The sequence below is a fragment of the Rhodococcus sp. BP22 genome (genome assembly GCF_014281965.1).
GTDB lineage: Bacteria > Actinomycetota > Actinomycetes > Mycobacteriales > Mycobacteriaceae > Rhodococcoides.
On the sequence record NZ_JACFTB010000001.1, the window covers coordinates 873,635 to 897,519 of the forward strand.

The 23,885-nt window shown below is 63.0% G+C and carries 25 protein-coding genes; 4 read left to right on the plus strand and 21 right to left on the minus strand.

The annotated features are described in order from the left end of the window. Nucleotides 1-101: 101 nt before the first annotated feature. On the minus strand, nucleotides 102-941 hold the full coding sequence (locus tag H2510_RS04060) for a hypothetical protein (RefSeq protein ID WP_315901211.1): 840 nt from the start codon (nucleotides 939-941) through the stop codon (nucleotides 102-104). Between the two features lie 808 nt (nucleotides 942-1,749). On the opposite strand from H2510_RS04060, the gene H2510_RS04065 reads away from it, so the two are divergent. Continuing rightward, nucleotides 1,750-2,043 carry a WhiB family transcriptional regulator gene (locus H2510_RS04065; protein WP_186626996.1) on the plus strand — a complete coding sequence of 98 codons (294 nt, stop codon included), beginning with the start codon at nucleotides 1,750-1,752 and terminating at the stop codon, nucleotides 2,041-2,043. Between the two features lie 79 nt (nucleotides 2,044-2,122). Here H2510_RS04065 and groL read toward each other — a convergent pair whose 3' ends face one another. The 3 genes from groL to H2510_RS04080 all read right to left on the minus strand — a co-directional run bounded on the left by groL (nucleotide 2,123) and on the right by H2510_RS04080 (nucleotide 4,891). Beyond that, nucleotides 2,123-3,736: a chaperonin GroEL gene (gene groL, locus H2510_RS04070; RefSeq protein ID WP_186626997.1), complete on the minus strand. Its 1,614-nt coding sequence runs from the start codon at nucleotides 3,734-3,736 to the stop codon at nucleotides 2,123-2,125. A 96-nt stretch (nucleotides 3,737-3,832) separates the two neighbouring features. After that, nucleotides 3,833-4,132, minus strand: a complete 300-nt coding sequence (groES, locus tag H2510_RS04075; protein WP_008718149.1) for a co-chaperone GroES — start codon at nucleotides 4,130-4,132, stop codon at nucleotides 3,833-3,835. 219 nt (nucleotides 4,133-4,351) lie between these two features. Further along, complete coding sequence (locus H2510_RS04080) at nucleotides 4,352-4,891, minus strand: potassium channel family protein (protein ID WP_315901212.1); 540 nt, start codon at nucleotides 4,889-4,891, stop codon at nucleotides 4,352-4,354. Nucleotides 4,892-5,111: 220 nt separating this feature from the next. Here H2510_RS04080 and H2510_RS04085 point away from each other — a divergent pair, with 220 nt between their 5' ends. Next, nucleotides 5,112-6,851 (plus strand): Hsp70 family protein, encoded by a 1,740-nt coding sequence (locus H2510_RS04085; RefSeq protein WP_186626998.1) that lies wholly within the window; start codon nucleotides 5,112-5,114, stop codon nucleotides 6,849-6,851. Here the strand turns inward: H2510_RS04085 and tsaD are convergent. From tsaD to glmS, 8 genes are all read right to left on the minus strand, one after another. Then, the gene (gene tsaD, locus H2510_RS04090; RefSeq protein WP_186626999.1) at nucleotides 6,848-7,891 is read right to left on the minus strand and encodes a tRNA (adenosine(37)-N6)-threonylcarbamoyltransferase complex transferase subunit TsaD; all 1,044 of its coding nucleotides are present in this window, start codon (nucleotides 7,889-7,891) and stop codon (nucleotides 6,848-6,850) included. The genes H2510_RS04085 and tsaD overlap by 4 nt on opposite strands. Further along, nucleotides 7,888-8,364: a ribosomal protein S18-alanine N-acetyltransferase gene (gene rimI, locus H2510_RS04095; RefSeq protein WP_186627000.1), complete on the minus strand. Its 477-nt coding sequence runs from the start codon at nucleotides 8,362-8,364 to the stop codon at nucleotides 7,888-7,890. The genes tsaD and rimI overlap by 4 nt, the downstream gene beginning before the upstream one ends. Then, complete coding sequence (tsaB, locus tag H2510_RS04100) at nucleotides 8,361-9,023, minus strand: tRNA (adenosine(37)-N6)-threonylcarbamoyltransferase complex dimerization subunit type 1 TsaB (RefSeq protein ID WP_186627001.1); 663 nt, start codon at nucleotides 9,021-9,023, stop codon at nucleotides 8,361-8,363. Before tsaB ends, rimI begins: the two co-directional genes overlap by 4 nt. A gap of 47 nt (nucleotides 9,024-9,070) precedes the next feature. Beyond that, nucleotides 9,071-9,583, minus strand: coding sequence for a tRNA (adenosine(37)-N6)-threonylcarbamoyltransferase complex ATPase subunit type 1 TsaE (gene tsaE, locus H2510_RS04105; RefSeq protein WP_261392687.1), 513 nt, complete (start codon nucleotides 9,581-9,583; stop codon nucleotides 9,071-9,073). Continuing rightward, nucleotides 9,576-10,616, minus strand: a complete 1,041-nt coding sequence (locus tag H2510_RS04110; protein WP_186627003.1) for an alpha/beta fold hydrolase — start codon at nucleotides 10,614-10,616, stop codon at nucleotides 9,576-9,578. Before H2510_RS04110 ends, tsaE begins: the two co-directional genes overlap by 8 nt. Then, nucleotides 10,613-11,809 carry an alanine racemase gene (alr, locus tag H2510_RS04115; RefSeq protein WP_315901240.1) on the minus strand — a complete coding sequence of 399 codons (1,197 nt, stop codon included), beginning with the start codon at nucleotides 11,807-11,809 and terminating at the stop codon, nucleotides 10,613-10,615. Before alr ends, H2510_RS04110 begins: the two co-directional genes overlap by 4 nt. Nucleotides 11,810-11,951: 142 nt before the next feature. Further along, the gene (locus H2510_RS04120; RefSeq protein WP_186627005.1) at nucleotides 11,952-13,385 is read right to left on the minus strand and encodes an NAD(P)H-hydrate dehydratase; all 1,434 of its coding nucleotides are present in this window, start codon (nucleotides 13,383-13,385) and stop codon (nucleotides 11,952-11,954) included. Nucleotides 13,386-13,421: 36 nt separating this feature from the next. After that, nucleotides 13,422-15,284, minus strand: a complete 1,863-nt coding sequence (gene glmS / locus H2510_RS04125; RefSeq protein ID WP_186627006.1) for a glutamine--fructose-6-phosphate transaminase (isomerizing) — start codon at nucleotides 15,282-15,284, stop codon at nucleotides 13,422-13,424. A 111-nt stretch (nucleotides 15,285-15,395) separates the two neighbouring features. On the opposite strand from glmS, the gene H2510_RS04130 reads away from it, so the two are divergent. Further along, the gene (locus H2510_RS04130; protein WP_186627007.1) at nucleotides 15,396-16,250 is read left to right on the plus strand and encodes a dienelactone hydrolase family protein; all 855 of its coding nucleotides are present in this window, start codon (nucleotides 15,396-15,398) and stop codon (nucleotides 16,248-16,250) included. Between the two features lie 6 nt (nucleotides 16,251-16,256). Here the strand turns inward: H2510_RS04130 and H2510_RS04135 are convergent, their stop codons facing one another. From H2510_RS04135 to H2510_RS04145, 3 genes are all read right to left on the minus strand, one after another. Further along, on the minus strand, nucleotides 16,257-16,499 hold the full coding sequence (locus tag H2510_RS04135; RefSeq protein WP_186627008.1) for a hypothetical protein: 243 nt from the start codon (nucleotides 16,497-16,499) through the stop codon (nucleotides 16,257-16,259). A 71-nt stretch (nucleotides 16,500-16,570) separates the two neighbouring features. Then, nucleotides 16,571-18,493: a hypothetical protein gene (locus H2510_RS04140; protein WP_186627009.1), complete on the minus strand. Its 1,923-nt coding sequence runs from the start codon at nucleotides 18,491-18,493 to the stop codon at nucleotides 16,571-16,573. Then, nucleotides 18,490-18,810, minus strand: a complete 321-nt coding sequence (locus tag H2510_RS04145) for a type VII secretion target (protein WP_186627010.1) — start codon at nucleotides 18,808-18,810, stop codon at nucleotides 18,490-18,492. The genes H2510_RS04140 and H2510_RS04145 overlap by 4 nt, the downstream gene beginning before the upstream one ends. 149 nt (nucleotides 18,811-18,959) lie before the next feature. On the opposite strand from H2510_RS04145, the gene H2510_RS04150 reads away from it, so the two are divergent. Continuing rightward, nucleotides 18,960-20,000: an LLM class F420-dependent oxidoreductase gene (locus tag H2510_RS04150; RefSeq protein ID WP_186627011.1), complete on the plus strand. Its 1,041-nt coding sequence runs from the start codon at nucleotides 18,960-18,962 to the stop codon at nucleotides 19,998-20,000. A 36-nt stretch (nucleotides 20,001-20,036) separates the two neighbouring features. Here H2510_RS04150 and glmM read toward each other — a convergent pair whose 3' ends face one another. The 6 genes from glmM to H2510_RS04180 all read right to left on the minus strand — a co-directional run bounded on the left by glmM (nucleotide 20,037) and on the right by H2510_RS04180 (nucleotide 23,799). Continuing rightward, the gene (gene glmM / locus H2510_RS04155; protein ID WP_186627012.1) at nucleotides 20,037-21,374 is read right to left on the minus strand and encodes a phosphoglucosamine mutase; all 1,338 of its coding nucleotides are present in this window, start codon (nucleotides 21,372-21,374) and stop codon (nucleotides 20,037-20,039) included. A gap of 108 nt (nucleotides 21,375-21,482) precedes the next feature. After that, nucleotides 21,483-22,019 carry a 30S ribosomal protein S9 gene (rpsI, locus tag H2510_RS04160; RefSeq protein WP_084348454.1) on the minus strand — a complete coding sequence of 179 codons (537 nt, stop codon included), beginning with the start codon at nucleotides 22,017-22,019 and terminating at the stop codon, nucleotides 21,483-21,485. Next, nucleotides 22,016-22,459 carry a 50S ribosomal protein L13 gene (gene rplM / locus H2510_RS04165; protein WP_084348504.1) on the minus strand — a complete coding sequence of 148 codons (444 nt, stop codon included), beginning with the start codon at nucleotides 22,457-22,459 and terminating at the stop codon, nucleotides 22,016-22,018. The genes rpsI and rplM overlap by 4 nt, the downstream gene beginning before the upstream one ends. A gap of 164 nt (nucleotides 22,460-22,623) precedes the next feature. After that, complete coding sequence (locus H2510_RS04170) at nucleotides 22,624-22,971, minus strand: TraR/DksA C4-type zinc finger protein (RefSeq protein WP_186627013.1); 348 nt, start codon at nucleotides 22,969-22,971, stop codon at nucleotides 22,624-22,626. A gap of 137 nt (nucleotides 22,972-23,108) precedes the next feature. Then, on the minus strand, nucleotides 23,109-23,399 hold the full coding sequence (locus H2510_RS04175; protein ID WP_084348455.1) for a WXG100 family type VII secretion target: 291 nt from the start codon (nucleotides 23,397-23,399) through the stop codon (nucleotides 23,109-23,111). Nucleotides 23,400-23,490: 91 nt separating this feature from the next. After that, the gene (locus H2510_RS04180; RefSeq protein ID WP_186627014.1) at nucleotides 23,491-23,799 is read right to left on the minus strand and encodes a WXG100 family type VII secretion target; all 309 of its coding nucleotides are present in this window, start codon (nucleotides 23,797-23,799) and stop codon (nucleotides 23,491-23,493) included. Nucleotides 23,800-23,885: the final 86 nt, after the last annotated feature.

The following is a 23,885-nucleotide window of genomic DNA, read 5'->3' on the forward strand; positions in this document are numbered from 1 at the left end:
CAGTGACGCCGCCCGGATCGACTGGCGCTCCCACCCGCAGGTGGAACCTAGTAAGGATAGCGACCCTCCCCGTTCATAATCGAACCGCTCGGTCCGCGTTGTCACACAGCGATAACGTCACCACCGCGTCGGCCGAGAAGTGCAGCACTCTCGGCAACGACCTTCTCCGCGGCGCTCCCTTCCCCGATGCCGTACGCCAGCATGGCACTCGCCCAACGCAAAGGGAGGAGTCCTATCTCCGAGCAGGCATCGAGCACCGAATAGGCGAGCGCGCGAGCACCGTCGAGGTCCCCCACCGAGCTGTATGCGGCGGCGGCGACCAGATCGGTCTTCACTCGGTGCCGTAACGAAACGATATCGGTTGCGCGTTCGCGTGCATCGAGTGCGTGTCGCACCGCCGCGGGTCCGTCGCCCGAGAACATCGCCAGCTCTGCCATGACCCACCGAAGTCTCAACTGTGGTCGCCACAGATCCCAGCTCGGGTACTGCGCGAGCGTGCTACTGCATCTGTCGAGAAATGCCGAGGACAAGGCGAATCGCCCCGAACCCAGTGCGTCGGCGGCCAGCCCGGTGAGCGCATCACATCGCGCCTCGACCAGCAAGGGGCATTCGACTCCGCCGGTCACGCCCACCAGAGCAATGGCGAGCCCGTCGAATCGCTCTGCAGTTCGGTGATCACCGATCTGTCTCGACCACGACGCGCGTGTCGATCCAGCAAGCGAGAGCACCGTGCGCCCCGCCGGGAGTGTGTTCTCCAGCGTGTCCAGTTCGGCGCGACCCAGCGCATAGCGCCCCTGTCCCCCCAGCGCAATCGCTCGGAGCCACATCGAAGTCGGGTCGTGCGCCGACGGGAGCGGCCACAGACCGGGATTCGCCCCGAAGGCGGCCGACTGCAGGACATCGACCGCCGTCGGGACACGTTCTGTATCGGCCAGGTGCACCGAGCAAGAGTACCTTCGGGCAACAACATGGTCCGAAATTGGGATCCACCGAGCAGAGCGAATGCGTCGTTGTTCCCGATACCTCGACCATTTACTTGTTTCGCAAACCGAATTCGAACTATTCCGCGACTTGTTTCACAGAATTAACATTTCCTCCGGCGACGAATGCATGAATAATTCCGATCGTTTGTGAACGGAAGGTTAAACCGCTTTTGTGCGCCACAGGTAAAGACCCAGTGCCTTAGCGAACGTGCTGGATATGTACGAGACCAACTCGTTCGCTACCTGCGTTTCGATCTCGACTGTCCCCTGATCGTCCGCAGGCGCGGATTCGCGAGAGCCTCTCACGTTTACCGAGCGCAACCTCAGCCGGTCTACCAGCAAGGATGCCGGAATTCACAGGTCAACTCTCTGCTGATCCCGTAGTGGCCCACCGGGTGCACGACCTTCCATCGCCGGTGAGGGTGTGGACACTCACCCGTCGCGCTGCAGCCACGGCAACTTCTTCGACCGTACCGCCATGCACGAGATTGTTCCGAAGTAAATAACCAACAAGTAAAAGTTTCGTGATTGCCTATGCACATCGACACGGTGAGAAACTATTGACTCGTTTTCCTCGACTCACATAACGTTGTGGATGTTCCGACAAGGTCGGTGAACGCGTACCGACCCGAACTTCAATCATGCTCAGTTCTTGTCGCGGGCCTTGTAAAGAAAGTTCAAGTCGACACCGATGCCATCCCCGCTTGCCGCTCTACCCCCACTCGCCGACTTCATAAGAACGCGAGCCTGCACCCTAGGAGTAGTCATGCCACAGCCGAACCACCTCCCTGGGCCCAATGCCGACATCTGGGACTGGCAGATGCACGGCCTCTGCCGTGGAGTCGACTCGTCGATGTTCTTCCACCCGGACGGGGAGCGAGGACGCGCTCGCGCTCAGCGAGAGACGCGCGCCAAGGAAATGTGCCGCAGTTGCCCCGTACTCGCACAGTGTCGTACACATGCGCTCAGCGTTTCCGAACCATACGGAATCTGGGGCGGAATGTCGGAGAACGAGCGGGACACCCACGTCCGCCACCACCGCCGTCGAATCGCGGTGTAGCCGAAGAACTCGCGCCAAACGCGATGGACCCCCTCCGTTTCGGAGGGGGTCCATCGCGTTTGTTCGTACAGCGGGTCGATCAGTGGTTGTGTCCGTGCCCGCCTGCGGGCTCCTCGTAGTCGACCGGCTTCTCGACGATCGCACTTTCGGTCGTCAGAATCATCCGTGCGACCGAGGCCGCATTGACGACGGCCGAGCGAGTCACCTTGACCGGGTCCACCACGCCGTCGGCGAGTAGATCTCCATAGGTCAGGGTCGCGGCATTGAAACCGTGGCCCTTGGGGAGCTCGGCAACCTTGCTGACCACGACGGAACCGTCGACACCAGCGTTGGCTGCGATCCAGAACAGCGGGGCATTCAGAGCCGTACGCATGACTGCGACACCGGTAGCCTCGTCGCCCGTCAGCCCGAGATCGTCCACGAGCGAAAGAGCAGCCTGCGTCAGTGCCGACCCTCCACCGGGAACGATGCCTTCTTCGACCGCGGCCTTGGCCGCATTGACCGCGTCGTCGACACGGAACTTGCGTTCCTTGAGTTCGGTCTCGGTCGCTGCGCCCACCTTGATGACCGCAATGCCACCGGACAGCTTCGCGAGGCGCTCCTCGAGCTTCTCCCGATCCCAGTCCGAGTCTGTGTTCTCGATCTCGCGACGCAACTGTCCGACGCGTGCATCGATATCGACCTGCGTGCCTGCTCCGTCGACGATCGTGGTGTCGTCCTTGGTGACGACAACCCGACGCGCCTGACCGAGAAGCTCGAGTCCTGCTTCCTTGAGGCTGAGGCCGACGTCAGCCGTGATGACCTGTGCTGCCGTCACCACTGCCAGGTCGTCGAGGAACGCCTTGCGACGATCACCGAAGAACGGTGCCTTGACGGCTACGGCCTTGATGGTCTTGCGGATGGAGTTCACCACGAGTGTCGAGAGAACTTCGCCCTCGACGTCCTCGGCGATGATCAGTAGTGGCTTGCCACTCTCGGCGACCTTCTCCAACAGCGGAAGGAAGTCGGGAAGGGAGGTGATCTTCTCGCGGAAGAGCAGGATGTATGCGTCCTCGAGAACAGCCTGCTGCGCATCGAGGTCGGTCACGAAGTACGGCGACAGGTAGCCCTTGTCGAACTGCACCCCTTCGGTGACCACGAGTTCAGTGCTCAGCGTCGAGGACTCTTCCACCGTAACCACGCCGTCGGAGCCGACACGGGTGAGTGCCTCGCCGACCAGTTCACCGATCTCGGGGTCGCGTGAGGACACTGTTGCAACCTGAGCGATGGCCTCTTTGCCCTCGACCGGAGTCGCGGCAGCGCGCAGCGCTTCGGCAACCTTGTCGGCAGCCTTGGCGATTCCCGATCCGAGTGCAATCGGATTCGCGCCGGCGGCGATGTTCTTGAGTCCACCGCGAACGAGTGCCTGTGCAAGCACGGTTGCTGTCGTGGTTCCGTCGCCTGCGACGTCGTTGGTCTTGGTTGCGACGCTCTTGACGAGCTGGGCACCCAGGTTCTCGAACGGGTCTTCGAGGTCGATCTCACGGGCGATCGAGACGCCGTCATTGGTGACCGTTGGGCCACCGAAAGCCTTGGCCAGCACAACGTGCCGTCCACGGGGTCCGAGCGTCACCTTGACCGCGTCGGCGAGTTTGTCGACTCCACGCTCGAGGGCGCGGCGAGCTTCCTCGTTGAATCGGATTTGCTTTGCCATGTTTTCGGTGTTTCTCCTTCGAGTCGGGACTCGATCGAACGCACTCCGCCCCGGGACCGAAATGAATCGGGTTCCGGGGCGGGGTGCGTATGTGACTTACTTGGCGATGACGGCCAGCACGTCGCGTGCCGACAGAATCAGGTACTCCTCGCCGGCGTACTTGATCTCGGTGCCGCCGTACTTGCTGTAGATGACGGTGTCGCCTTCTTTGACGTCGACCGGGATCCGGTTGCCCTTTTCGGTGACACGGCCTTCGCCGACTGCGACGACGGTGCCTTCCTGAGGCTTCTCCTTGGCTGTGTCGGGGATGACCAGACCGGAGGCGGTCGTCGTCTCGGCCTCATTGGCCTGGACGAGGATCTTGTCCTCGAGCGGCTTGATTTTCACGCTCGCCACGTTGAGCCCTCCATTGTTATGGGGTACGCGTCCGGGGTCGGATCCCCGGACAGCTGTGTTGGGTCGTACATCTTCTACGTTCGTAGCCCTGCGCTCGTTTCCGTCGTCGCGGGTGCCGGAAATTCACTCAGTGCCAACTAGCACTCTATACACGCGAGTGCCAGCACTCAAGGTCTGGGTTCTCCGTTGCCGAAGAGCCGACCATGCCGCGCGCACCGATCAACCGGCGTTTCGTGCCTGCCCTCTCCTTATCGCGGCCAAGAGAAGTCGACCGCCGAGCGCGATGAGCACCAAGTTCCCCACCATCTGTAAGGAAACGACAGCGCGCGCAGAATCGGTCGATGCGGCGATATCACCGAATCCAACGGTGGAAAACACGGACAGGCTGAAATAGAGGCTCCCCATCCGAGACACCGGTTCGGTGAAGTTTTCGTACGCCGCTTGGGACATCAGGAAGTAGACGGTAGAAAAACCGACGAGATACACCGGAACGATCGCCGCGGTTGCTTCGATCGCCTGGACTGTCGGATAGTCGGCCTTCAATACCTTCGTGACCTGCCATGCGGTCACGACGCCCACCCCGATCAGTACGACGCCCAGGATGGTGAGGGAACCGACGTCGGCGATGTCTTTCATCGGGGCGACGAAGTAGAAGGCCGTCAAGAGGACTGCTGTGACGACGGGCCGAAACAAGGCGCGGCACAGAAGTACACGCCGTTCCTTGTCGCCCAGCCGGGAGTAGGGCGTAGAACCAGCCACATTCGGCCCCTCGCGAGAATTGATAGAAACGCAGACCTCCTTGTCATAGCGGTATCGCGGGGCGGAAGTTCACGTTCCGTCGAAAGATTCTGTAACGTTCGGATAACGAGACGATATAGTTCCGATAGTGAACTTCTGACGCAGTACCGGGCTGCCGTGACACGGAGCCGCAACAGCGTCCGGACATGTAGTCGATTTCGAACAGGGTGGGAGGTGCGCGATGAAGGTTGGAATAGGGGTTTCTGCCGGAACGGAGGTCGTGTGCGCTGCCCTGGTCGTGGTGGACGAGGATGGTTCGCACACCGTCGAATACCGCACCGTGTCCGCCGACAGTGAGGCCAATACCGACATCGGTCAGCTGGTCACATCTGCAATCGAATTGATGGCGACCCTGTCTCCTGCACCCGCGGGGCAAGGCGCACATTCGACTGGACGGCGCGAGCCGGACACCATCGCGGTGGCGTATCGCACTGCCGATCAGTCTTCATCCATACGTTCGGCATGCAGCAATTCACACCGTGCGCTCTCGTTGGTACCCGAATCTGCGGCTTCCCACGCGTTCCTTGTCGAGTCCGGGCTCATTGCGCGCTACGGCACCGTCTCAGTTGTCGACCTGGGCGCCTCGGGCTCGACCGTGACGATCATCGACGCCCAGTCCGGTGTCGTCCACGCCTACGAACGCAGCGCCGACTTCGGCGGTGACGCGGTCAACAGTCTCGTCAAAGATCTTGTACGCAGTAAATCGGAACGCGAAAGTCGAGCGCGTGAGGACGCCCGCAGTAACGATTCTGCGCGGTACCGCACGGTCAAAGAACAACTGTCGACATACGATTCGGCATCCATCAGCCACGACGGGGTGACGACCACTGTGGCTCGGACGGAATTCGATGCGCTGATCCGCCCGTCGGTGACAAAGGTTATGCGCCGTGTCACACAGGCGTCCGATCGGACGGGCCGTGCACCCGAAGCGGTGGTACTCATCGGCGGCGGCGCCCACATACCGCTGGTGCGGACCGTCTTCGAGTCCGAACTCGGGCTTCCGGTCCTTACCGTCGACGAACCCGATGCCGCCCTTGCTACAGGTGCCGCTCACGTAGCCCTGACCGCTGCTCAGGGTCTCTACCCCACGGTCGGTGCCACGGCCGGATCGCCGGCTCGATCGGTCGGTCGTTACTCCGGAGCGTTGGTCGGCGCTCTCCTTGTCGCCGGAATCGTCCTCGTCTACGGAATTCAGGCATTGACCCCGTCCGATGACACCGGCTACTCCCCCGCAGGCACCGAAATTCCATCCGAGCAGTACAGCGATCAGAGCACTACCTCGATCGCAGACACCACCAACGCGGCCGATCCGCGGGCCACGACAACCTCCCTCGAGGTCTCGACCGGGAACTCGACTTCAGCCCCGACGTCGGCATCGACCACATCCGAGCGCGGCAACGTCACCGACACGACGCCGACGCCCACCAGTTGGCCGGCGGCATCGACTCCCACGCCGACGCTGCACCCGGCACCGGATCTTCCGTTGATTCCGTTTCCAGCTCCGCCGAATTGGGACGCGATCGTTCCGCTCCCCGACAGCACCACGCCCGTGCCGCCCTCGCCGACTCCGAGCATTCCGGAATCGACGCTGCCTGAGTCGACCCCTCCGCAAGCCACCCCGCCTCAGTCCACCCCGCCTGAAACGACCCCGACCGAACGACCTTCGGTGACGTCGAGCGAGTCCGTTGCGGTCCTCCCGCCTGACACACCGGACGTTGTCCGCACGACAGAAGCCGGCGGGGCACCCGCACCTCAGGCTTCGCCGGAGCTGACGCCCCCACCGACCGTGTGGTCACCGCCCGCTGTTGTTCCAGCGAACCCGGCTTCGCCCTCGGAGGAACCCGCAGTCAGCGTGGCAGAGCCACCGGCGCAACCAGCCCCTGGTCCAGAGACGGCGAATCAGCCGGTCACGACCAACTAGGCGCGGCCCGATATCAGGCTGGTGGACACCGGGAGCCCCGGGTCGGTCGCCGCTCGCAGGTCGGATGCCTCAGCCCCACCCGCTATCAGGTGCGCGCCGAGCGTGGCAATCATGACTCCGTTGTCGGTGCACAACCGAGGCTTCGGAATTCTCAAGGTCAATCCCGCTGCGCTGCACCTAGTTTCGACCAACGAGCGGATTCTTGAGTTTGCGGTGGCTCCGCCCCCTAACACGAGGGTGTTCACATCGACATCCTGAGCTGCGCGCACCGCCTTCATGGTCAGCACATCGGCCACGGACTCCTGAAAAGACGCAGCGATGTCGGCGACGGGAATGCTGTCTCCTGCGCGCCGACGTGCCTCGACGAATCTGGCAACCGCCGTCTTCACCCCGGAGAACGAGAAGTCGTACCGTGCGTCGCGTGGACCCGTCATGCCTCGAGGAAACGCAATAGCATGCGGATCACCTTCCCGCGCAGCATCATCGAGCGCTGGGCCGCCCGGGTAACCCAAACCGAGCAACCTGGCAACCTTGTCGAACGCTTCACCCGCTGCGTCGTCGACAGTGGTGCCCAACTCTACGATCGGAGCACCGAGATCATCCACGTGCAGCAAGTGCGTATGCCCGCCGGAGACCAGTAACGCGACGCACGGCGGCATCGGCCCGTGCTCGAGGGTATCGACCGCCACATGGCCACCCAAATGGTTGACGGCGTAGAACGGCACACCCCATGCGGCCGCATACGCTTTGGCTGCGGCGACGCCGACGAGCAGGGCGCCCGCCAATCCGGGGCCGATCGTCACGGCCACTGCGTCGGGCCGATCGATATCAGCCGTTTCGAGCGCACGCCGCATCGTAGGAACCATCGCCTCGAGATGCGCGCGTGACGCTACCTCTGGGACAACACCGCCGTATCGTGCATGCTCGTCGACACTGGACGCGACCTCGTCGGCGAGCAACTCGCACACACCGGAATCACGCCACCGGACGACACCCACACCTGTTTCGTCACAAGAACTTTCGATACCCAACACGATCACGAGAGCGTGCCTCCATTCCCGACTTCGCGCCGCATCGTGTACGCGTCCGCACCGCTCGGCTGGTAGTACTTACGCCGAGTCCCGACCACCACGAACCCGGTACGGGTGTAGAGCTCGATAGCCGGTTCGTTGTCGGTACGCACTTCGAGGAACACCGGTCCGCCATGACTGTCGGCTACCGCGAGCAAATCGGCCAACAATGCCCCTCCGATGCCGCGGCGGCGCGCGAGAGGATCGACTCCGATGGTGTGTACTTCCGACTCCGCCGACTCCCCCTTGCCCAGCAAGGCGACCCCGGCGTAACCCACCAGCGTGCCACCCTCGCGCGCGGCAACGTAATGATTTTGCGGCGCAGCAAGTTCCGACAGAAAAGCCTGCGCGGTCCATGGGCCGTCCCCGGGAAACAACACGCTCTCGAGTTCGGCGCAACGCTCGGCATCTGCTCTGAGCAGTGGCGACAGAATTACGGTCAAGGTGTCACCGCCTTCGCTGCTGCGCGCTCCTCGAGAGTTTTCGCGTCCGGCCGGCGAAGGTATAGCGGCACGATCGGTGCCGGCGCGGATCCGGCTGCTAGGTGCTCTAGAGCCGCCAGTACCAACCCCTGAGGCGACGGCGACTCCACTTCTCGGACAGGAACTTCGAACAGCGCGACATGAGCCGGAGACCCAGCAGCCGCACTCGCCCCGGCAACATCGAGCAGAGCAGGAGCAACGACTTCCGGGCCTGCGTACCGGACCGCATGTCGGTACCGCGCCCAATACACCTCGCGGCGCCTGGCATCGGTGACGACCACCAGATCGGGCTCGTCGGGAAGTTCGGCGGCAATCGCGTCGAGACTGCAGACACCGTGGATCGGGATGCCCAGTGCGTCGGCAAATGCGGAGGCCGTTGCCATTCCGACGCGAAGTCCGGTGAACGGGCCGGGACCGACACCGACGACTACGGCCTGCAGATCCTGTGGTGTCAGTGACGCGTCGGCCAGACATTGGAGAATGTTGGGCGTGAGGACCTCGGCGTGAAGTCGAGGGTCGACCACGATTCGCTGAGACAGGGTATGCGGCTGCCCGTCGGTGACGCGAACCACACCGGCGGTGACTGCGGGCGTGGAGGTATCGACAGCGAGAACGAGCACGGTTTCTCAGAGTACCCGCATGTCACCGCGGGCCTACCGCGGCACCGTCAGTCCTGCACCGAATGTTGGACTCGGTTCAATTCGACGCACCTGTCATCGGTGTCGAGGTCGCGTCGAATGCGGACCGACACATGAGAGTCGGTGAGCTTCTCGACCAGTCCCTCGCCCCATTCGACGACGACTACAGCAGCTTCCAGATCGGTGTCGAGATCCAGCGCATCCAGTTCGTCGAGGGCAGACTGCCCCGTCATTCCCAGCCGGTACGCGTCGACGTGAATCAAGGACACGGGGGCTCCACCGTTCGGCCGAATCCCGGCCCGGTGTTCGCGTGCAATGACGAACGTCGGCGAGCTGACCCTGCCCTGCACCCCGAGCCCGGACGCAATACCCCGCGTCATGGCGGTCTTCCCCGCACCCAGCGGCCCATCGAGGATCACGAGGTCGCCGGCGACGAGGGTTTGGGCCAGCCGGTATCCGAAGTCTTCCGTGTCGGCCGCCGTCGGCAAGATCAGTGAGCGCCCATCGAAATGCAACGTGGACGGCGGCGGGCGCTCAGCCAATGCCGCGCCATCCGCTTCGTCGACGTGCCCGCACAGCGCTCGCACGGGTGAGGAGGCGAACCAGGGCGGCATTGACTTTGTCCGGAAACTCGAGCTGCACGAGATGACCTGCTTGAGGCACCCGAACGACTTCGGCTTCGGGCAGGGCTCGAGCCATCGCCAACGTGCTCGCGAGCGGGATGATCCAGTCCTCGTCGCCACACATGACGGTCACCGGAATGCGCGCGAGGTGCGACAGCGCATCCTTCTCGTTGTGCAACTCGAGGGTCTTCAGAAAGTTGACGATCGTGACTACCGAGGTGTCGTCGATCATCGATTGCGAGAAGGCGACCAAGCGCGGACTCACCCGCGTTCCGTACGACGCCGCACGAAGCACCGGCGAGATCAGCGCCCGTACAGCCCCGCGTCCGAGCTGGACCACGCCGGGCGAAGTGCGGACAGCAAAGCGAAATGCGTCGATGACGGGATTGTTCAGGCTTTTGCCCAAGCCTGTTTCGGCAAGTCCAGCCGCTGTCGTCGATAACAAGGCAACGCCGACGACCCTGTTCTTGACCAGCTCCGGACGCTGACGCGTGAACGACAGAATCGTCATTCCACCCATCGAGTGACCGATGAGGACGAGATGACCGCGCGGTGCGACTGCACGAATGACTGCGTCGAGATCGGATCCGAGCTGTTCGATGGTGCAACTTTCGGGCGTCGGTTCACCGGACTTGCCGTGGCCGCGCTGGTCGTAGAAGACCATTCGGACCGATGAGCCCCACTCTTTCTCCAGCGCTTGGCGCTGAAAGTGCCACGAGGACATGCGAAGGCAGTACCCGTGTACGAAGATCGCGGTGATGGGGGCGTCGGTGGGCCCGACTTCGCGAACCGCGAGTGGAACTCCGTCGTCGGCGGTGACGATCGATCCGCGATCGGCGTCCATCAGCTCGAGGTTCTCGTTGGCCAGAGGATCCTTGTTCGAACGCAGCACGGTTTCACGCAGGGCTATCCCGACGCTGTTGACTATGCCTAGATGTCCGAGCACATTCATCTGGTCACCTCACCCGCTCTCATCTCCGGTAGTCCCGCGCCGCTGCCCTCGTACGACCTGCGCACACGGCCCCGAATTCCGGTGACTATCTCGTAGTGGATGGTGCCCAACCGATCCGCCCAGTCCTGTGCACGTGGCCCTCCGCCGTCGCCGGATCCGAAGAGGACCGCAGTATCGCCTTCGGCGACCCCTGACCCGCTCGGCCCGAGATCCACCATGCACTGGTCCATGCATACCCGCCCCACCGAAGGAAACAGTCGCGAACCGATCTGCACGTCGAAACGCCCGCTCAGGTTACGTACGACCCCATCGGCGTACCCCATCGGGATGAGCGCGACCGTGGTGTCCTTCTCAGCGGTCCAGGTGTGCCCGTAGGACACTCCGTCACCAGCGCGGACCTTCTTCACCAACGCTACCGGTGCCGACACCGTCATCGCGGGTTGCAGGCCGAAATCCCCGAGTTCCGGTATCGGCGACAAGCCGTACATCGCAATGCCGGGCCGGACCATGTCGAAACGAAGATCGGGACGAGTAACAGTGGCCGCCGAATTGGACAGATGAACCCTCTCGGGCTGCATACCGGCCGCCCGTACGCGAGCAAGAGCAGCACGCAAATTCTCTGCCTGGCGATCGTTGGCAGGATGCTGCGGACTGTCCGCGCACGCCAGATGAGAGAAGATTCCGCGTAAGTGGACGGACTCCTCCGCCACGGCCCTACCCAATGCCTCGATCACCTCGTCCCACTGTTCTACGGGAATGCCGTTTCGGTTCAAGCCGGTGTCGACCTTCAACGACACGACTGCGGAGACGTTCGCAATGCGAGCATCGGCTACTACTGCCGACAGTTGGGCGGCCGAGGACACACCGATTCCGACCCCCGCCGAGATCGCCGGAGCGAAGTCGGTGTCGTGTCGGTGCAGCCAGGCAAGAATCGGGGCAGTGACGCCGGCCCTGCGCAGTGTGAGCGCTTCGTCGAGTGTCGTGACACCCAGTTCTTCGACTCCCGCGTTCAGCGCCACTGTTGCAACCGCCAGCGCACCGTGGTTGTAGCCATCCGCCTTCACCACGGCCATCATCGAGGCTTCACCAGCGTATTCACGGAGAACAGCGACATTGTGGGCGATCGCGTCGAGATCGATGGTGGCAGTCGCACCTGTACCGGAGTTGGGGTCCTCTGCGCTTACTGCTGCCACATCGACTACCGGCACGAGTTCACTGTCCACAACGTTCGATGATGCCACTCGCAACACATCGCTCTCTACTCGGTGCACCGAGGTCCTCGTTCCACTTCGCGCCGATCGTGACCGAAGACACCATAGATTTCTGGCCCACGCCTCACCCTGTGACAGAACGCAGAATCCTGATGGCCTCGGGGAGCGCCGACAGGAGTGGACCGGCCGAAATCGGTGCCGCGAACTCGCCCCTGGACCCATGCGCTGCCGTCGCCGCCGCCAGCGAGTGCGCCCGGGCCCCACACGCTGCAGCAACGGACGCATCGAGGCCGGTAGCCAGTAACGCCCCCAGCACTCCGGACAGAACATCTCCCGATCCTGCCGTCGACGCTGCGGATCCGCCCGCATCATTGACGAGGACCCTACCGTCCGGGTCGGCGATAACCGTCGCTCTGCCCTTGAGCAGCACGGTCACACCCCAACTCGACGCCAGATCACGTACCGCGGACACCTTGTCGGCGCCGGGCACCCGGCCGGTCAACCGCTCGAATTCACCGGCATGCGGTGTGAGCAAAGTCGGTGCCGTGCGCGAGCGAACCAGCTCTGGTTCCGACGCCAGAACGGTGAGGGCATCTGCGTCGACCACCACGGGCAGATCGGAGGAGAGGATATCGGACAACCACTCCCTAGACCTGTCCCCGGTGTCGAACCCTGGACCGACCACCCATGCTTGCACGCGTCCAGTACTCGCCGGATCGGCTGAGACGATGACCTCTGGATAATGAGAGACAACCTCTGCGGCCGCGCTGCCCACGTACCTCACCATGCCCGATGTCGCGGCCACCGCAGCTCCGGTGCACAACAATGCAGCCCCCGGATATCGCTCACTGCCCGCGGCGATCCCTACGACACCCTGCGAATACTTGTCGTCCTCGGCTGTAGGAATCGGCCAGAGGGCGCCGACGTCGGAGGGCTCGAACGCACGAATGTACGGATCAGGCAAGGTCAACCCGATCTCCACGAGTTCGACTCTGCCGCAATGCGGCACCGCAAGCACATGCACGGGTTTGCGCGCACCGAAGGTCACGGTCACCGCAGCTCGAACGGCTGGACCATCCACGCTGCCCGTCATCGGATCGACACCGCTGGGAATGTCTGCGGAAACGATCGGAGCGTCGAGCGCGGAAACGATGGCGGCCGCGTCGGATCGAAGCGGCCCGGTGCCGGAGATGCCGACGATGGCATCGATGACCAGGTCGGGATTGTCCGGTGCGTCCACGACTTTGCCGCCGGCACGTCGAAACGCCGCAAGGCCTTCCGGGTGCGTGCGGTCCGGTTTCAGCAGGACCGCACTGACCGCTACCCCCCGGGCGCGCAGGATGGCGCCGGCCCACAGTCCGTCGCCACCGTTGTCACCGGACCCGACGAGAATGCTCACCCGTCGACCGACGACCCCGCCTGTCCGGCCCACCAACTCGCGCGCCACTACCGTTGCCAGACCGTAAGCTGCACGGCGCATCAGAACCCCCGGCGGCAACGCGTCGAGGAGCGGTCGCTCCGCGTCGCGAACCTGATCAGGCGTGAAATAGTGCCGCATAAACAGTCTCCCGTCGGACGTTCACCTACGTTGCCGCTACTCGACAGTGACGGACTTCGCCAGGTTCCTCGGCTTGTCGACGTCGTATCCCCTGGTCTGGGCCACTTCGGCGGCAAAGACCTGCAACGGCACAGTCGACAGCAGTGGCTGCAGGAGAGTCGGAGCCACCGGGATCTCGATCAGGTGGTCGGCAAAGGGACGGACAGTTTCGTCACCCTCCTCCGCGATCACTACTGTTCGAGCACCACGCGCCTGGATCTCACGAATGTTGCTGAGCATCTTCGAGTGAAGGACCGCGCGCCCCTTCGGCGAGGGCATGACCACGATCACGGGCAACCCGTCCTCGATCAGCGCGATGGGACCATGTTTGAGTTCACCTGCAGCGAAGCCCTCGGCGTGCATGTACGCGAGTTCCTTGAGCTTGAGCGCGCCTTCGAGTGCCACCGGGTAGCCGACGTGGCGGCCGAGAAACAGGATCGTCGGCGACATAGCCAATTCTCGTGCAAGTTCACGCACCGGTTCCACCGAATCGAGCACTTTCTGCACGAGTTCGGGCATCGCTTCGAGGTCAGCGAACTCCCGTGCGACTTCGTCGGGGTACTTCGTTCCGCGAGCCTGCGCCAGGGCAAGTCCGACGAGGTAGTTGGCAGTGACCTGAGCGAGAAACGCCTTGGTCGACGCGACGCCGATCTCTGGACCCGTTCGCGTGTACAGGACTGCGTCGGCCTCGCGCGGAATTTGAGAGCCGTTTGTGTTGCACACGGCGAGAACTCGCGCGCCCTGATCTTTCGCATGGCGTACGGCTTCGAGCGTGTCCGCGGTTTCGCCGGACTGCGAAATCGCGACCACGAGAGTGGATCGATCGAGAACCGGATCTCGGTAACGAAACTCGCTGGCGAGTTCGACCTCCACCGGAAGCCGTGTCCAATGCTCGATGGCGTACTTCGCAAGCAGCCCGGAATGATAGGAACTTCCGCAGGCCACAACGAAGATCTTGTCGACCTCACGTAGCTCCTGATCCGACAACCGCTGCTCGTCCAAGACGATCCGCTGATTCTCGAAGTGCCCGAGCAAGGTGTCCGCGATGGCAGCGGGCTGCTCCTGGATCTCCTTGAGCATGAAGTAGTCGTAGCCGCCCTTTTCGGCCGCGGCCAGATCCCAATCGATATGGAAAGGGCGTCCCGCCGCTACGTTGCCGTCGAAGTCGGTGATCTCGTATCCACCGGCAGTGATGACCACTACCTGATCCTGGCCGAGTTCGACAGCCTCGCGCGTGTGCTCGATGAATGCAGCCACATCCGAACCCACGAACATCTCGCCGACACCTACTCCGACGACCAGCGGCGTCGACCGACGCGCAGCGACAATAGTGTCGGCATGATCGGAATGGGTGAACACGAGAGTGAACGCACCCTCGAGTCTGCGCAACACCGCTTTCGCGCTGGCGACGAAATCGCCCTTCGTCGGGCCCTCCTCGTACGCGCACGAGACGAGGTGGACTGTCACCTCGGTGTCGGTGTCACTGGAGAATTCGATGCCCCGGGCTTCGAGTTCGGCGCGGAGCGGTCCGAAGTTTTCGATGATCCCGTTGTGCACGACCGCGACCGCCCCCGAAACGTCGCGGTGTGGATGTGCATTTCGATCGGTCGGACGCCCGTGAGTTGCCCACCGGGTGTGACCCATACCCGTCGACCCGACGAACCTCTCGGCGCCGACTTCTTCCAGTTCGGCCTCCAGATTCGCCAACCGACCCGCCTTGCGTTCGACGGCGGTGTTCCCGGCACCGTCGAGTATCGCAATCCCCGCTGAGTCGTATCCCCTGTATTCCATACGCCGAAGCGCCTCGACCACTACACCCAGAGCTTGGCGGTGGCCGACGTATCCCACGATTCCGCACATGGTGCTTGAGGGTACTCGGAGACAGACGGAGATCCTCGCGGGAGAACGCGAGAACCACTACTCGGCCCCTTACCCCCGCCGATCACACCCGATCCGATAGCGTCTACACCCGTGGCGACACCTAAGAAGCTCGCAGCAGAACTCAGCAAGCGCGGTCCGCACGAAGTGCTCCGCGGCGACCTCGCCCTCGCCGGCCAACCCGGCGTCGTCTACACCCCGGCGGAGGGCTACAACCTGCCCGGAGTCGCTTTCGGGCACGGCTGGCTGTTGCGCGGCGACCATTACACGAACACCCTGAAGCACCTAGCGTCATGGGGCATCGTCGCCGCGGCGCCCGACACCGAACGCGGGCCGTTTCCGTCACACCGCGGTCTCGCCGCCGACCTCGGCACAGTGCTCGACATCATGACCGGAGTGCGGCTGGGAACCGGAAACATCAGCGTGCACCCCGACAAACTCGCCGTCGCCGGCCACGGCATGGGAGCGAGCGTTGCAGTTCTCGCAGCCGCATCACGCTCGGACATCAAAGCCGTGGCCGCGCTCTTTCCGGCACCGACGGTGCCCAGCGCGGAAGACGCAGCGCAATCCTTGTCGGTGCCCGGTTTGGTGCTGGGAGATTCAGCCATGACCGACTCGCTGAACGACAACACACTCGCGCTCGCCGGCGCATGGGGAGGGCCCTCGACATTTCGACGCATCGACAAAGCGTCGTCCGACGGCATGGTCGAAGGAAGACGGCTACTCAGCCCCCTCGGCTTCGGCGGTACCGAGAAGTCGACAGTCGAGGTCGTCCGCGCGCTACTGACTGCATTTCTGTTGTTCCACATTTCCGGCGACAAGAAGTACGAAGAACTCGCCGGCGCAGCGGAATTGAAGAACACGCGAGTAATCGATCCCCACGCACCGATTGCGGAGCAGCCGAAGCCGAGCGCAATCTCAGCAGTGCGTGCAGTGATCGGTCGCTGACCCTCTTCACCTCAGCCAGCTCGAAGGCGGGTCGTCCTCGGCTCGGGTTGCCTGCACTGCTGCCTGCACTCGCGTATCCAGGTTCGCCGGCAACAGATACGACCGGTATGCGTCCACGGATCGATCTTCCTCGACGTTCTCGTTCGAAACTCCACTCGGTTCCGGACGCGGGCCGTGATCGTCAATTGCGGCCGATGACGGCCCGACACCGGCCGTGGTGCGCGCAATCGTGTCGAGTCGATCCGACACCCGATCCACCGCGGCTCGGTGCTCGGCCCGAATGTGCTGGATTTCGCTCCTCCACGTGCCCCCACCGCCGGTCACAGCGGCCCGGCTTCGGCAAGGTGTGCACCCGAGTCCAACGGTGGTCCCTCTGCGTCCTGCTCCGCCGCTGAAGGTGCCGGACCCTCTGCTGGTGTCCGGGGTTGCGACGGAGTTCCTATCGGGGGTCCTATCGGGGCGGCTTCACCCTCGGCACTCCCCTCGTCCGGCGTGCACACACCAGGTTCGAAATCTTCAGGTTCGGGGTCTTCGGTTACGGAGTCTTCGGTTACGGAGTCTTCGGTCGTACCGAGGTCCGGTACGACGGGTGCAGGCTCCGGCTCGGGCCCTTCCTCCGGTTCCACCTCCGGCTGCTCGACGTTCGATTCACCCGTAGGTCGTTCGGGATCTCGCTGTTCTGGAGCCGAGCCGAGAGCTACGGGCGGAGGTTCGGGAGTCTCGACGATCACGGGAAGCCCGAGCGGACCCATCCGAAGTTCGAATCGACGTACTCCGCCGTCCGGACTGCCGAGTTCCAATGACACCGTTCCATTCTCTGCCACCGCGAGCTTCGCGCTGTGGCCATCCAATTCGGCCTCGAGGTGCCCTCGCTCAGGCGACACTCCACCCGAGTCCGGTTCCACCGGACCAGCAGTCGGCGGAGGCGTATCGGCGTTCACTGGTCCCGCGTCAGCCTTCGGCGGCTCCACGGAATCTGGTGAATTTTGTTCCCGTACAGAACCATTCGAGCTGAACTGCCCCTCTCCACCGTTCGGCGGGGTCGGTGCCTCACCGGATTCGGAATCGAGAATGCGATCCAAGGCCGAGCGAATATCGGCAGTGAGCGGTTCCATCACACGTTGCACCGCCGACTCGATTGCGGCCGCCGAGTCGGGTGAACCGGCTGAACCGGAGGGGCCAGTGCGACTTCCGGTGTCGATGTCCGGGCTCCGCTGCGGCTGTGGCACTGGCATGCTGCTGGTCGCGGGGGCTGTTGTCGGCACAGCCTGTAGCGGTATTGCGGACTGCTGCTGCGCGGGCAGCGGCTGAGCGGGCAACGGCAGTGTCGACTGAGGCACCGTGCCCGGGGCAGAATTCGGGAGACCGTCGGGCGCAATTCGACACCGAGGGTCGGTTCGATCCACAGCCGAGTCGTCGATATCGGTGGACGGAAATTCGGAATCATCGATGGCCTCGGCTGTGTTCGCCACGACTGCCAGAAGATCTCGAACACCGGTGTCCGTAGCCGTGCAGATTTCCACGAATGCAAAGCAGGTCTCGCTGACCGCGGGCCGGAAAACGTCGTTCAGCCACGCATTGCAGACCCTTCGAACCTTGCTCAGTCCCACACTGTCGAGGGGTGTTCGCGTGTCGACCACCTCCGCGACCTCCGGCAACGCAGCCTCGACCGCAGCCAGAAAGGCATTCGCGACCGGTCCGATACTTTGGATGGAATCAGGGTCCAGGCCTGCGAAGTACGCAATGGCGTCGATCGACTCGATCGCTTTGCCGCCGACTCGAGAGAAGTCCATCGATCCCACGACGGCCGCCTTGTCCCGCACGATTTCGCCGATGACATCTGCTGCGGTGTGCATGGATTGGTACAGCTGATCGATCGAGTCCACACGCGAAAGCGCGCGCTGCAGGTCCGATTCCATGTCCGACATCGCCGCCTCGCCGGCCGGGCCCGACCACGAACGGGCCAGTACCGCGCACAGACGCCGCTGTTCCTCGATCTGCGAACGTGCAACCTCCAGCACTCGGCCCAACACGTCGGCATCGGCAGTCAAGGCCGCAATATCCAACCCTCGTTGCTCGTCGTAGCGTGCGCACATTTCGGCGTACGTCCACTCCAGAGAACCATCGATCCGATGCAGCGTCGGGAGGTGACGTTCGAAATACAGCAAGCCACGGGTGCCGCCGTCGAGAAGGCTGTCGACCGAGACCACAGACTCCACACCCGGCATCGTCGGTGATGTCATCGAGGCGATTCGATTCGGGGTTCGTGCAGGGACGTCGACAGCGCATCGTCGACAAATCGATATCCGTCGACGGCGGTACGGAGCCGGTCGGCGTTGTCCTCGGACGCCTCACTCCAGCGTCGTAGCGACGACCCCACAAGTCCGCCGACCGCTGCGATGCGCACACCGAGGTCGCCGTAGTTCCGGCCGGCGACCACCGGACCGAAAGTGAGCCCGCTCGCAATCTCGGCAGCCGACGCAATGGCCTGAGCGGTGTCGCCGAAAGCTCCGCTGACAGCACCGACCGCCTCCGCATCGATATCCAATTCGTCACACATCTCGCACACCACGCTTCCACGTCCGTCGGGCGAAATACCCCTGTCATGTTCGACGCAGCCCGCATGGAATCGGTTCCCTCCGGTACCGGTAACGTCCCAGGTATACAGCTCGGGTTACAGATAACACGCTCACACCTGCGAGGAGTCTCATGCATATCGGAACCACGCTCAACTACTCGGGCGGATTCAAAGAAACCGTGGCCGAGGTAGAAGAACTCGAGAAGTCGGGCCTCGATATCATCTTCGTTCCCGAGGCTTACTCCTTCGACGCTGTCAGCCAACTCGGCTTTCTGGCGGCGAAGACGACGACGATCAAGATCGCGTCGGGCATCTTCCAGATCTACACCCGCACACCATCGTTGACCGCGATGACTGCGGCCGGCCTCGACTACGTCTCCGACGGGCGCTTCGTTCTCGGCCTCGGCGCGTCCGGCCCCCAGGTCGTCGAGGGTTTCCACGGCGTGAAGTACGACGCACCCATCGCCAGGACCCGCGAGGTCATCGAGATCTGCCGTCAGGTGTGGCGTCGCGAGAAGGTCGTCCACCAGGGCAAGCACTACCAGATCCCCTTGCCCGCAGACAAGGGCACCGGCCTGGGCAAGCCGCTCAAATTGATCAATCATCCTGTGCGCGAGAAGATCCCGGTAGTCATCGCCGCACTCGGACCAAAGAACGTCGAGCTCACCGCAGAAATCGCCGAGGGCTGGCAGCCGATCTTCTACTTCCCGGAAAAAGCGGATCAGGTGTGGGGAGACGCGTTGAGCGCAGGCAAGGCCAAGCGAGACCCGTCCCTGGGCGACCTGGAGGTCTTCGCAAGCCCGACTCTCGCCATCGGCGAGGACGCGGAGAAGTACCTCCCATGGGTCAAGCCCCACCTCGCCCTGTACATCGGCGGAATGGGTGCCAAGGGAAAGAACTTCTACAACGATCTCGCTCGACGGTACGGTTACGAAGCCGAGGCCGAGAAGATTCAGGACCTGTATCTGGCAGGCAAAAAGGAAGAAGCAACGGCCGCGGTGCCCGACGAGCTCGTGCGCGCCATCAACCTGATCGGGCCGGAAAGCTACGTGAAGGAACGCGTCGCGGCATTCGCCGAGGCCGGTGTCACCACACTGAACGTCCAACCCCTGGCTGAAAACACCGCAGGACGTGTCGCACAGTTGACCGCGCTTCGTGCTCTGACGGACTGATCCGACCGAAAACACGGATCTCGGGGACGGCCCGAGTCAGACCTGCCCGACCCGATTCGCCAACTCCTCGGCGAGTCGACGGGCGAGGTCCGGCTCGGCCGCCTCCACCATCACCCGCACCAACTGCTCGGTGCCACTGGGCCGCAACAACACTCGACCTGTCTCCCCCAACATCCGCTCCACCTCGGCCACACCCTCGAGCACCGAAGGCGCCGTCGCCACAGCTGCTTTGTCCGACACCTTCACATTGATGAGCACCTGCGGAAGTGTGGTCATTGCCGAGGCCAGATCGGCCAAAGAACGACCGGTCTCGGCCATTCGCGCCATAATTCGCAGCGCGGTGAGCGTTCCATCACCGGTGGTCCCGAAACCGGGAATGACAACATGGCCACTTTGCTCGCCCCCCAAGGCGTAGCCCCCAGCTCTCAAATCCTCGAGAACATACCGGTCGCCTACCGCTGTGGTGCGCATGTCGATATCAGCGGCGCGCATCGCGATGTGCAAACCGAGATTGCTCATGACGGTGGCCACCAGCGTGTTATCGGTGAGCTCGCCGGATTCCTTCATACCGATGGCCAGTATCGCCATGATTGCGTCGCCATCGACAATGCGTCCGGAGGCGTCGACGGCGAGGCAACGGTCGGCGTCGCCGTCGTGAGCGATGCCCAGGTCCGCTCCATGGGACACCACGGCCGTCTGCAAATCCTCCATGTGCGTGGATCCACAGCCGTCGTTGATGTTGAGACCGTCCGGGTCCGCGTTGATCGCGATCACCCTCGCCCCCGCTGCCTCGTACACCGGGGGTGCGACGGCGGACGCAGCACCGTTCGCACAATCGACGACAACGGTGACGCCGTCGAGCCGAATCGACAGTGCCGAGCCGAGATGCGCCGCATATTCCTCGGCGGCACCCGTCATCATTCGGACGCGGCCGATACCCGAACCGGTAGGTGCGGGCATGGCACCGTCTCCGGCTACGAGGGTCTCGATTCGATCTTCGACGTCGTCGTCGAGCTTGTGTCCGCCTGCCGCGAAAATCTTGATTCCGTTGTCCGGCATCGGATTATGAGACGCAGAGATCATGACACCCAGTTGCGCACCGCGCACCGATGTCAGGTACGCAACGGCAGGTGTCGGGAGAACCCCGACGTCGAGCACGTCGACTCCCGACGCCGTCAGGCCTGCGGTCACCGCAGCTGCGAGCATCTCACCACTCGCTCGCGGATCGCGACCCACCACCGCGACGGGGCGTTCCGTCGCTGAAGCCGGCGTCAGGACGGTTGCGGCAGCCCTGGCCACCTTCACCGCCAACTCAGGAGTCAACAAGCCGTTGGCCAGCCCCCGCACGCCATCGGTACCGAAAAGTCGAGTCATCTGGAATTCGTCCCCCTTCGCCAGAAAAAAATTGATCTTCAAACGCCGCGAGGGCAGGCATCCGAAAATTCTGGACGCCTGCCCTCGCGGGTAGAACTGGAAAGAACGTCAGCGCTTGGAGTACTGCGACGCCTTACGTGCCTTCTTCAGACCGTACTTCTTGCGCTCCACCGAACGCGCATCACGCGTGAGGAAGCCGGCAGCCTTGAGGGGCGGACGGTCTTCCGGGGTGAGCTCGATGAGGGCGCGCGCGATAGCCAGACGCAAGGCGCCTGCCTGTCCGGACGGGCCGCCACCGTGAAGCAGGGCGACGATATCGAAGGACTCTGCCCGATCGACGAGGACCAGCGGAGCCTTGATCAGCTGCTGGTGCACCTTGTTCGGGAAGTAGTCTTCGAGGCTACGGCCGTTGAGCTTGAACCCACCGCTGCCCGAGGAGAACCGCACGCGAGCGACGGCTTCCTTACGACGACCGACCGTCTGGATCGGGCGATCGAACAGGATCGGTGCAGGCGCTGCAGCAGCGGCCTCGATCTCGTCGACTACCTCAGGCTCTTCGACTGCCACGAACTCGTCCGCGGCGATCTCGACGACCTCTTCGGTGTTCTCCTGCGACGTCACGTCATTTCCCTCCGGCGCCGTCACTGGGACACCTGCTTGATCTCGAACGGAACGGGCTGCTGAGCTGTATGCGGGTGGTTCGGTCCCGCGTAGACCTTCAGCTTGCCCGCGATGGCACTGCCGAGCTTGTTCTTGGGGATCATGCCGATGACGGCTTTTTCCACGAGGCGATCAGGGGTCCTGTCGAGAACCTCGCCGACCGTGCGCGACTTCAAACCGCCCGGGTGGCCGGAGTGGTGGTAAAGAAACTTGCCATCGCGCTTGTTACCGCTGATGGCAACCTTCTCCGCGTTGATGATGACGACGAAGTCGCCACCGTCTACGTTGGCTGCATAGGTGGGCTTGTGCTTGCCACGGAGCAAGTTTGCTGCCTGGACGGCGAGCCGACCGAGTACAACGTCCGTAGCGTCGATCACATGCCAAGTCCGGGTGGTGTCCCCGGCCTTCGGGCTGTATGTAGACACAAAAATTCCTGTCTTCATGATGTCGCTGCTGGCCAAGACGTGTGTATCCCCTCGGCGGCCAGTTGAGACCCGAGAGCAAGTGATCGCCGCACAACTAGCGCGACGATCTCATCCACGCCATCGTGGGACAATACCGGTTGGACCTGCAGCAGGTCAAAACGCCTTCACCGAAGTCGCACGCAGACTATGCAGCGCCGAGCCGCGGGGAGCGCTTCCAAGCGGGGATCGGCGATAGCTGACCCGCACCGCTCGCACACTCCATAAGAACCTGACGCGACGCGTTCCTGAGCTGCATCGAGCTCACGAACTTCGTCCTCTGCATCACGCGCCAGCCCGATCACCTTTGCTCGCTCGAAGGCGATGGTCGATCCTTCCGGGTCGTGCTCGTCGTCATCGGTGGTCCACTCGGAGCCCGCCACGATCACATCGAACTGTGCACGCAAAGACTCCAGCCGACCCTGCGCTGCACTCCGCGCATCGGCTATGAGCCTGCGTGCTTCGACGGGGTCCATGCTTTCACCTCACAGTTACGACGACGTAGAAGCAACCCGAGTCGAGTATCGATCAGCACTCGGGTTGCTGGTCCTGCGGACACGACACGGCCCCGGCATCGAGCGCAAATGCCGGGGCACATGGCCACACGACTACCTCACGAGAAACGGGACCGGTTCATAGCTTCCTGTTCCATCATCTTCTGGTTGCCGGAGTTGACCGCGCCGATCAGGCTCTGCAGGACCGTGGTGAGCTCGGTCTGCGCCGAATTCCATTCCCCTTGCTTGACCTGGTAAGCGTCGGCATCGGCACCCTGCCACGTCGCAACGAGAGGTTGAATCGACGACTTGATCTCGTCGAGTTTGTCGTTGAGCGACTGCCATTTGTTGGTCATACCTCCGGCCAGATCGGTGATCGAGCCGAAGTTGTATCTGATTTCGCCGTCCATAGTCAGTTCCTCGTTTCCGTTCGGTGGGGCAAGTGATGGACTCTCATGAGATGTGTTCGAGCGCTTCGCAACCGCGAAGCATGCTCGGACATCACAGGTTCAGCGTGCCTGCGACCGAATTGATCGACGAGACGTTGTCCTGCTCGGACTGGTCGTACTCGATACCACTGGTCTTGATCGACTGACTGATGCCCGCGAGCGCATTCTCGAGTTTGAATGCACTCGAATCCCAATTGGTCATGACCTGACCGAACGAGGCCGACGCCTTTCCTTTCCAAATTCCCGATGCCGCAAGGTCGACATCCGAGCGAAGCAGCCTCAGCAGCCCTCCGATCTGGTCGCGCAGGCCGTCGACCTTTGCGGCCACGGCGATCATGGTTTCGATATTGGCTTCTGCCATGTCAACTCCTCGATGTCTTCGGTTCCGAGTATTCGGTCGAGTGCTCGGACTGGGCAGCGGTTCGCCTTCGGAGCAAGTGCGATTCC

Bases quoted from the DNA above. Each gene is read 5' to 3' on its own strand.
- H2510_RS04065 (WP_186626996.1), top strand. From the start codon at position 1,750: ATGCCACAGCCGAACCACCTCCCTGGGCCCAATGCCGACATCTGGGAC.
- groL (WP_186626997.1), bottom strand. From the start codon at position 3,736: ATGGCAAAGCAAATCCGATTCAACGAGGAAGCTCGCCGCGCCCTCGAG.
- H2510_RS04085 (WP_186626998.1), top strand. From the start codon at position 5,112: ATGAAGGTTGGAATAGGGGTTTCTGCCGGAACGGAGGTCGTGTGCGCT.
- H2510_RS04110 (WP_186627003.1), bottom strand. From the start codon at position 10,616: ATGAATGTGCTCGGACATCTAGGCATAGTCAACAGCGTCGGGATAGCC.
- H2510_RS04120 (WP_186627005.1), bottom strand. From the start codon at position 13,385: ATGCGGCACTATTTCACGCCTGATCAGGTTCGCGACGCGGAGCGACCG.
- glmS (WP_186627006.1), bottom strand. From the start codon at position 15,284: ATGTGCGGAATCGTGGGATACGTCGGCCACCGCCAAGCTCTGGGTGTA.
- H2510_RS04140 (WP_186627009.1), bottom strand. From the start codon at position 18,493: ATGACATCACCGACGATGCCGGGTGTGGAGTCTGTGGTCTCGGTCGAC.
- H2510_RS04145 (WP_186627010.1), bottom strand. From the start codon at position 18,810: ATGTGTGACGAATTGGATATCGATGCGGAGGCGGTCGGTGCTGTCAGC.
- H2510_RS04150 (WP_186627011.1), top strand. From the start codon at position 18,960: ATGCATATCGGAACCACGCTCAACTACTCGGGCGGATTCAAAGAAACC.
- glmM (WP_186627012.1), bottom strand. From the start codon at position 21,374: ATGACTCGACTTTTCGGTACCGATGGCGTGCGGGGGCTGGCCAACGGC.
- H2510_RS04170 (WP_186627013.1), bottom strand. From the start codon at position 22,971: ATGGACCCCGTCGAAGCACGCAGGCTCATAGCCGATGCGCGGAGTGCA.
- H2510_RS04175 (WP_084348455.1), bottom strand. From the start codon at position 23,399: ATGGACGGCGAAATCAGATACAACTTCGGCTCGATCACCGATCTGGCC.
- H2510_RS04180 (WP_186627014.1), bottom strand. From the start codon at position 23,799: ATGGCAGAAGCCAATATCGAAACCATGATCGCCGTGGCCGCAAAGGTC.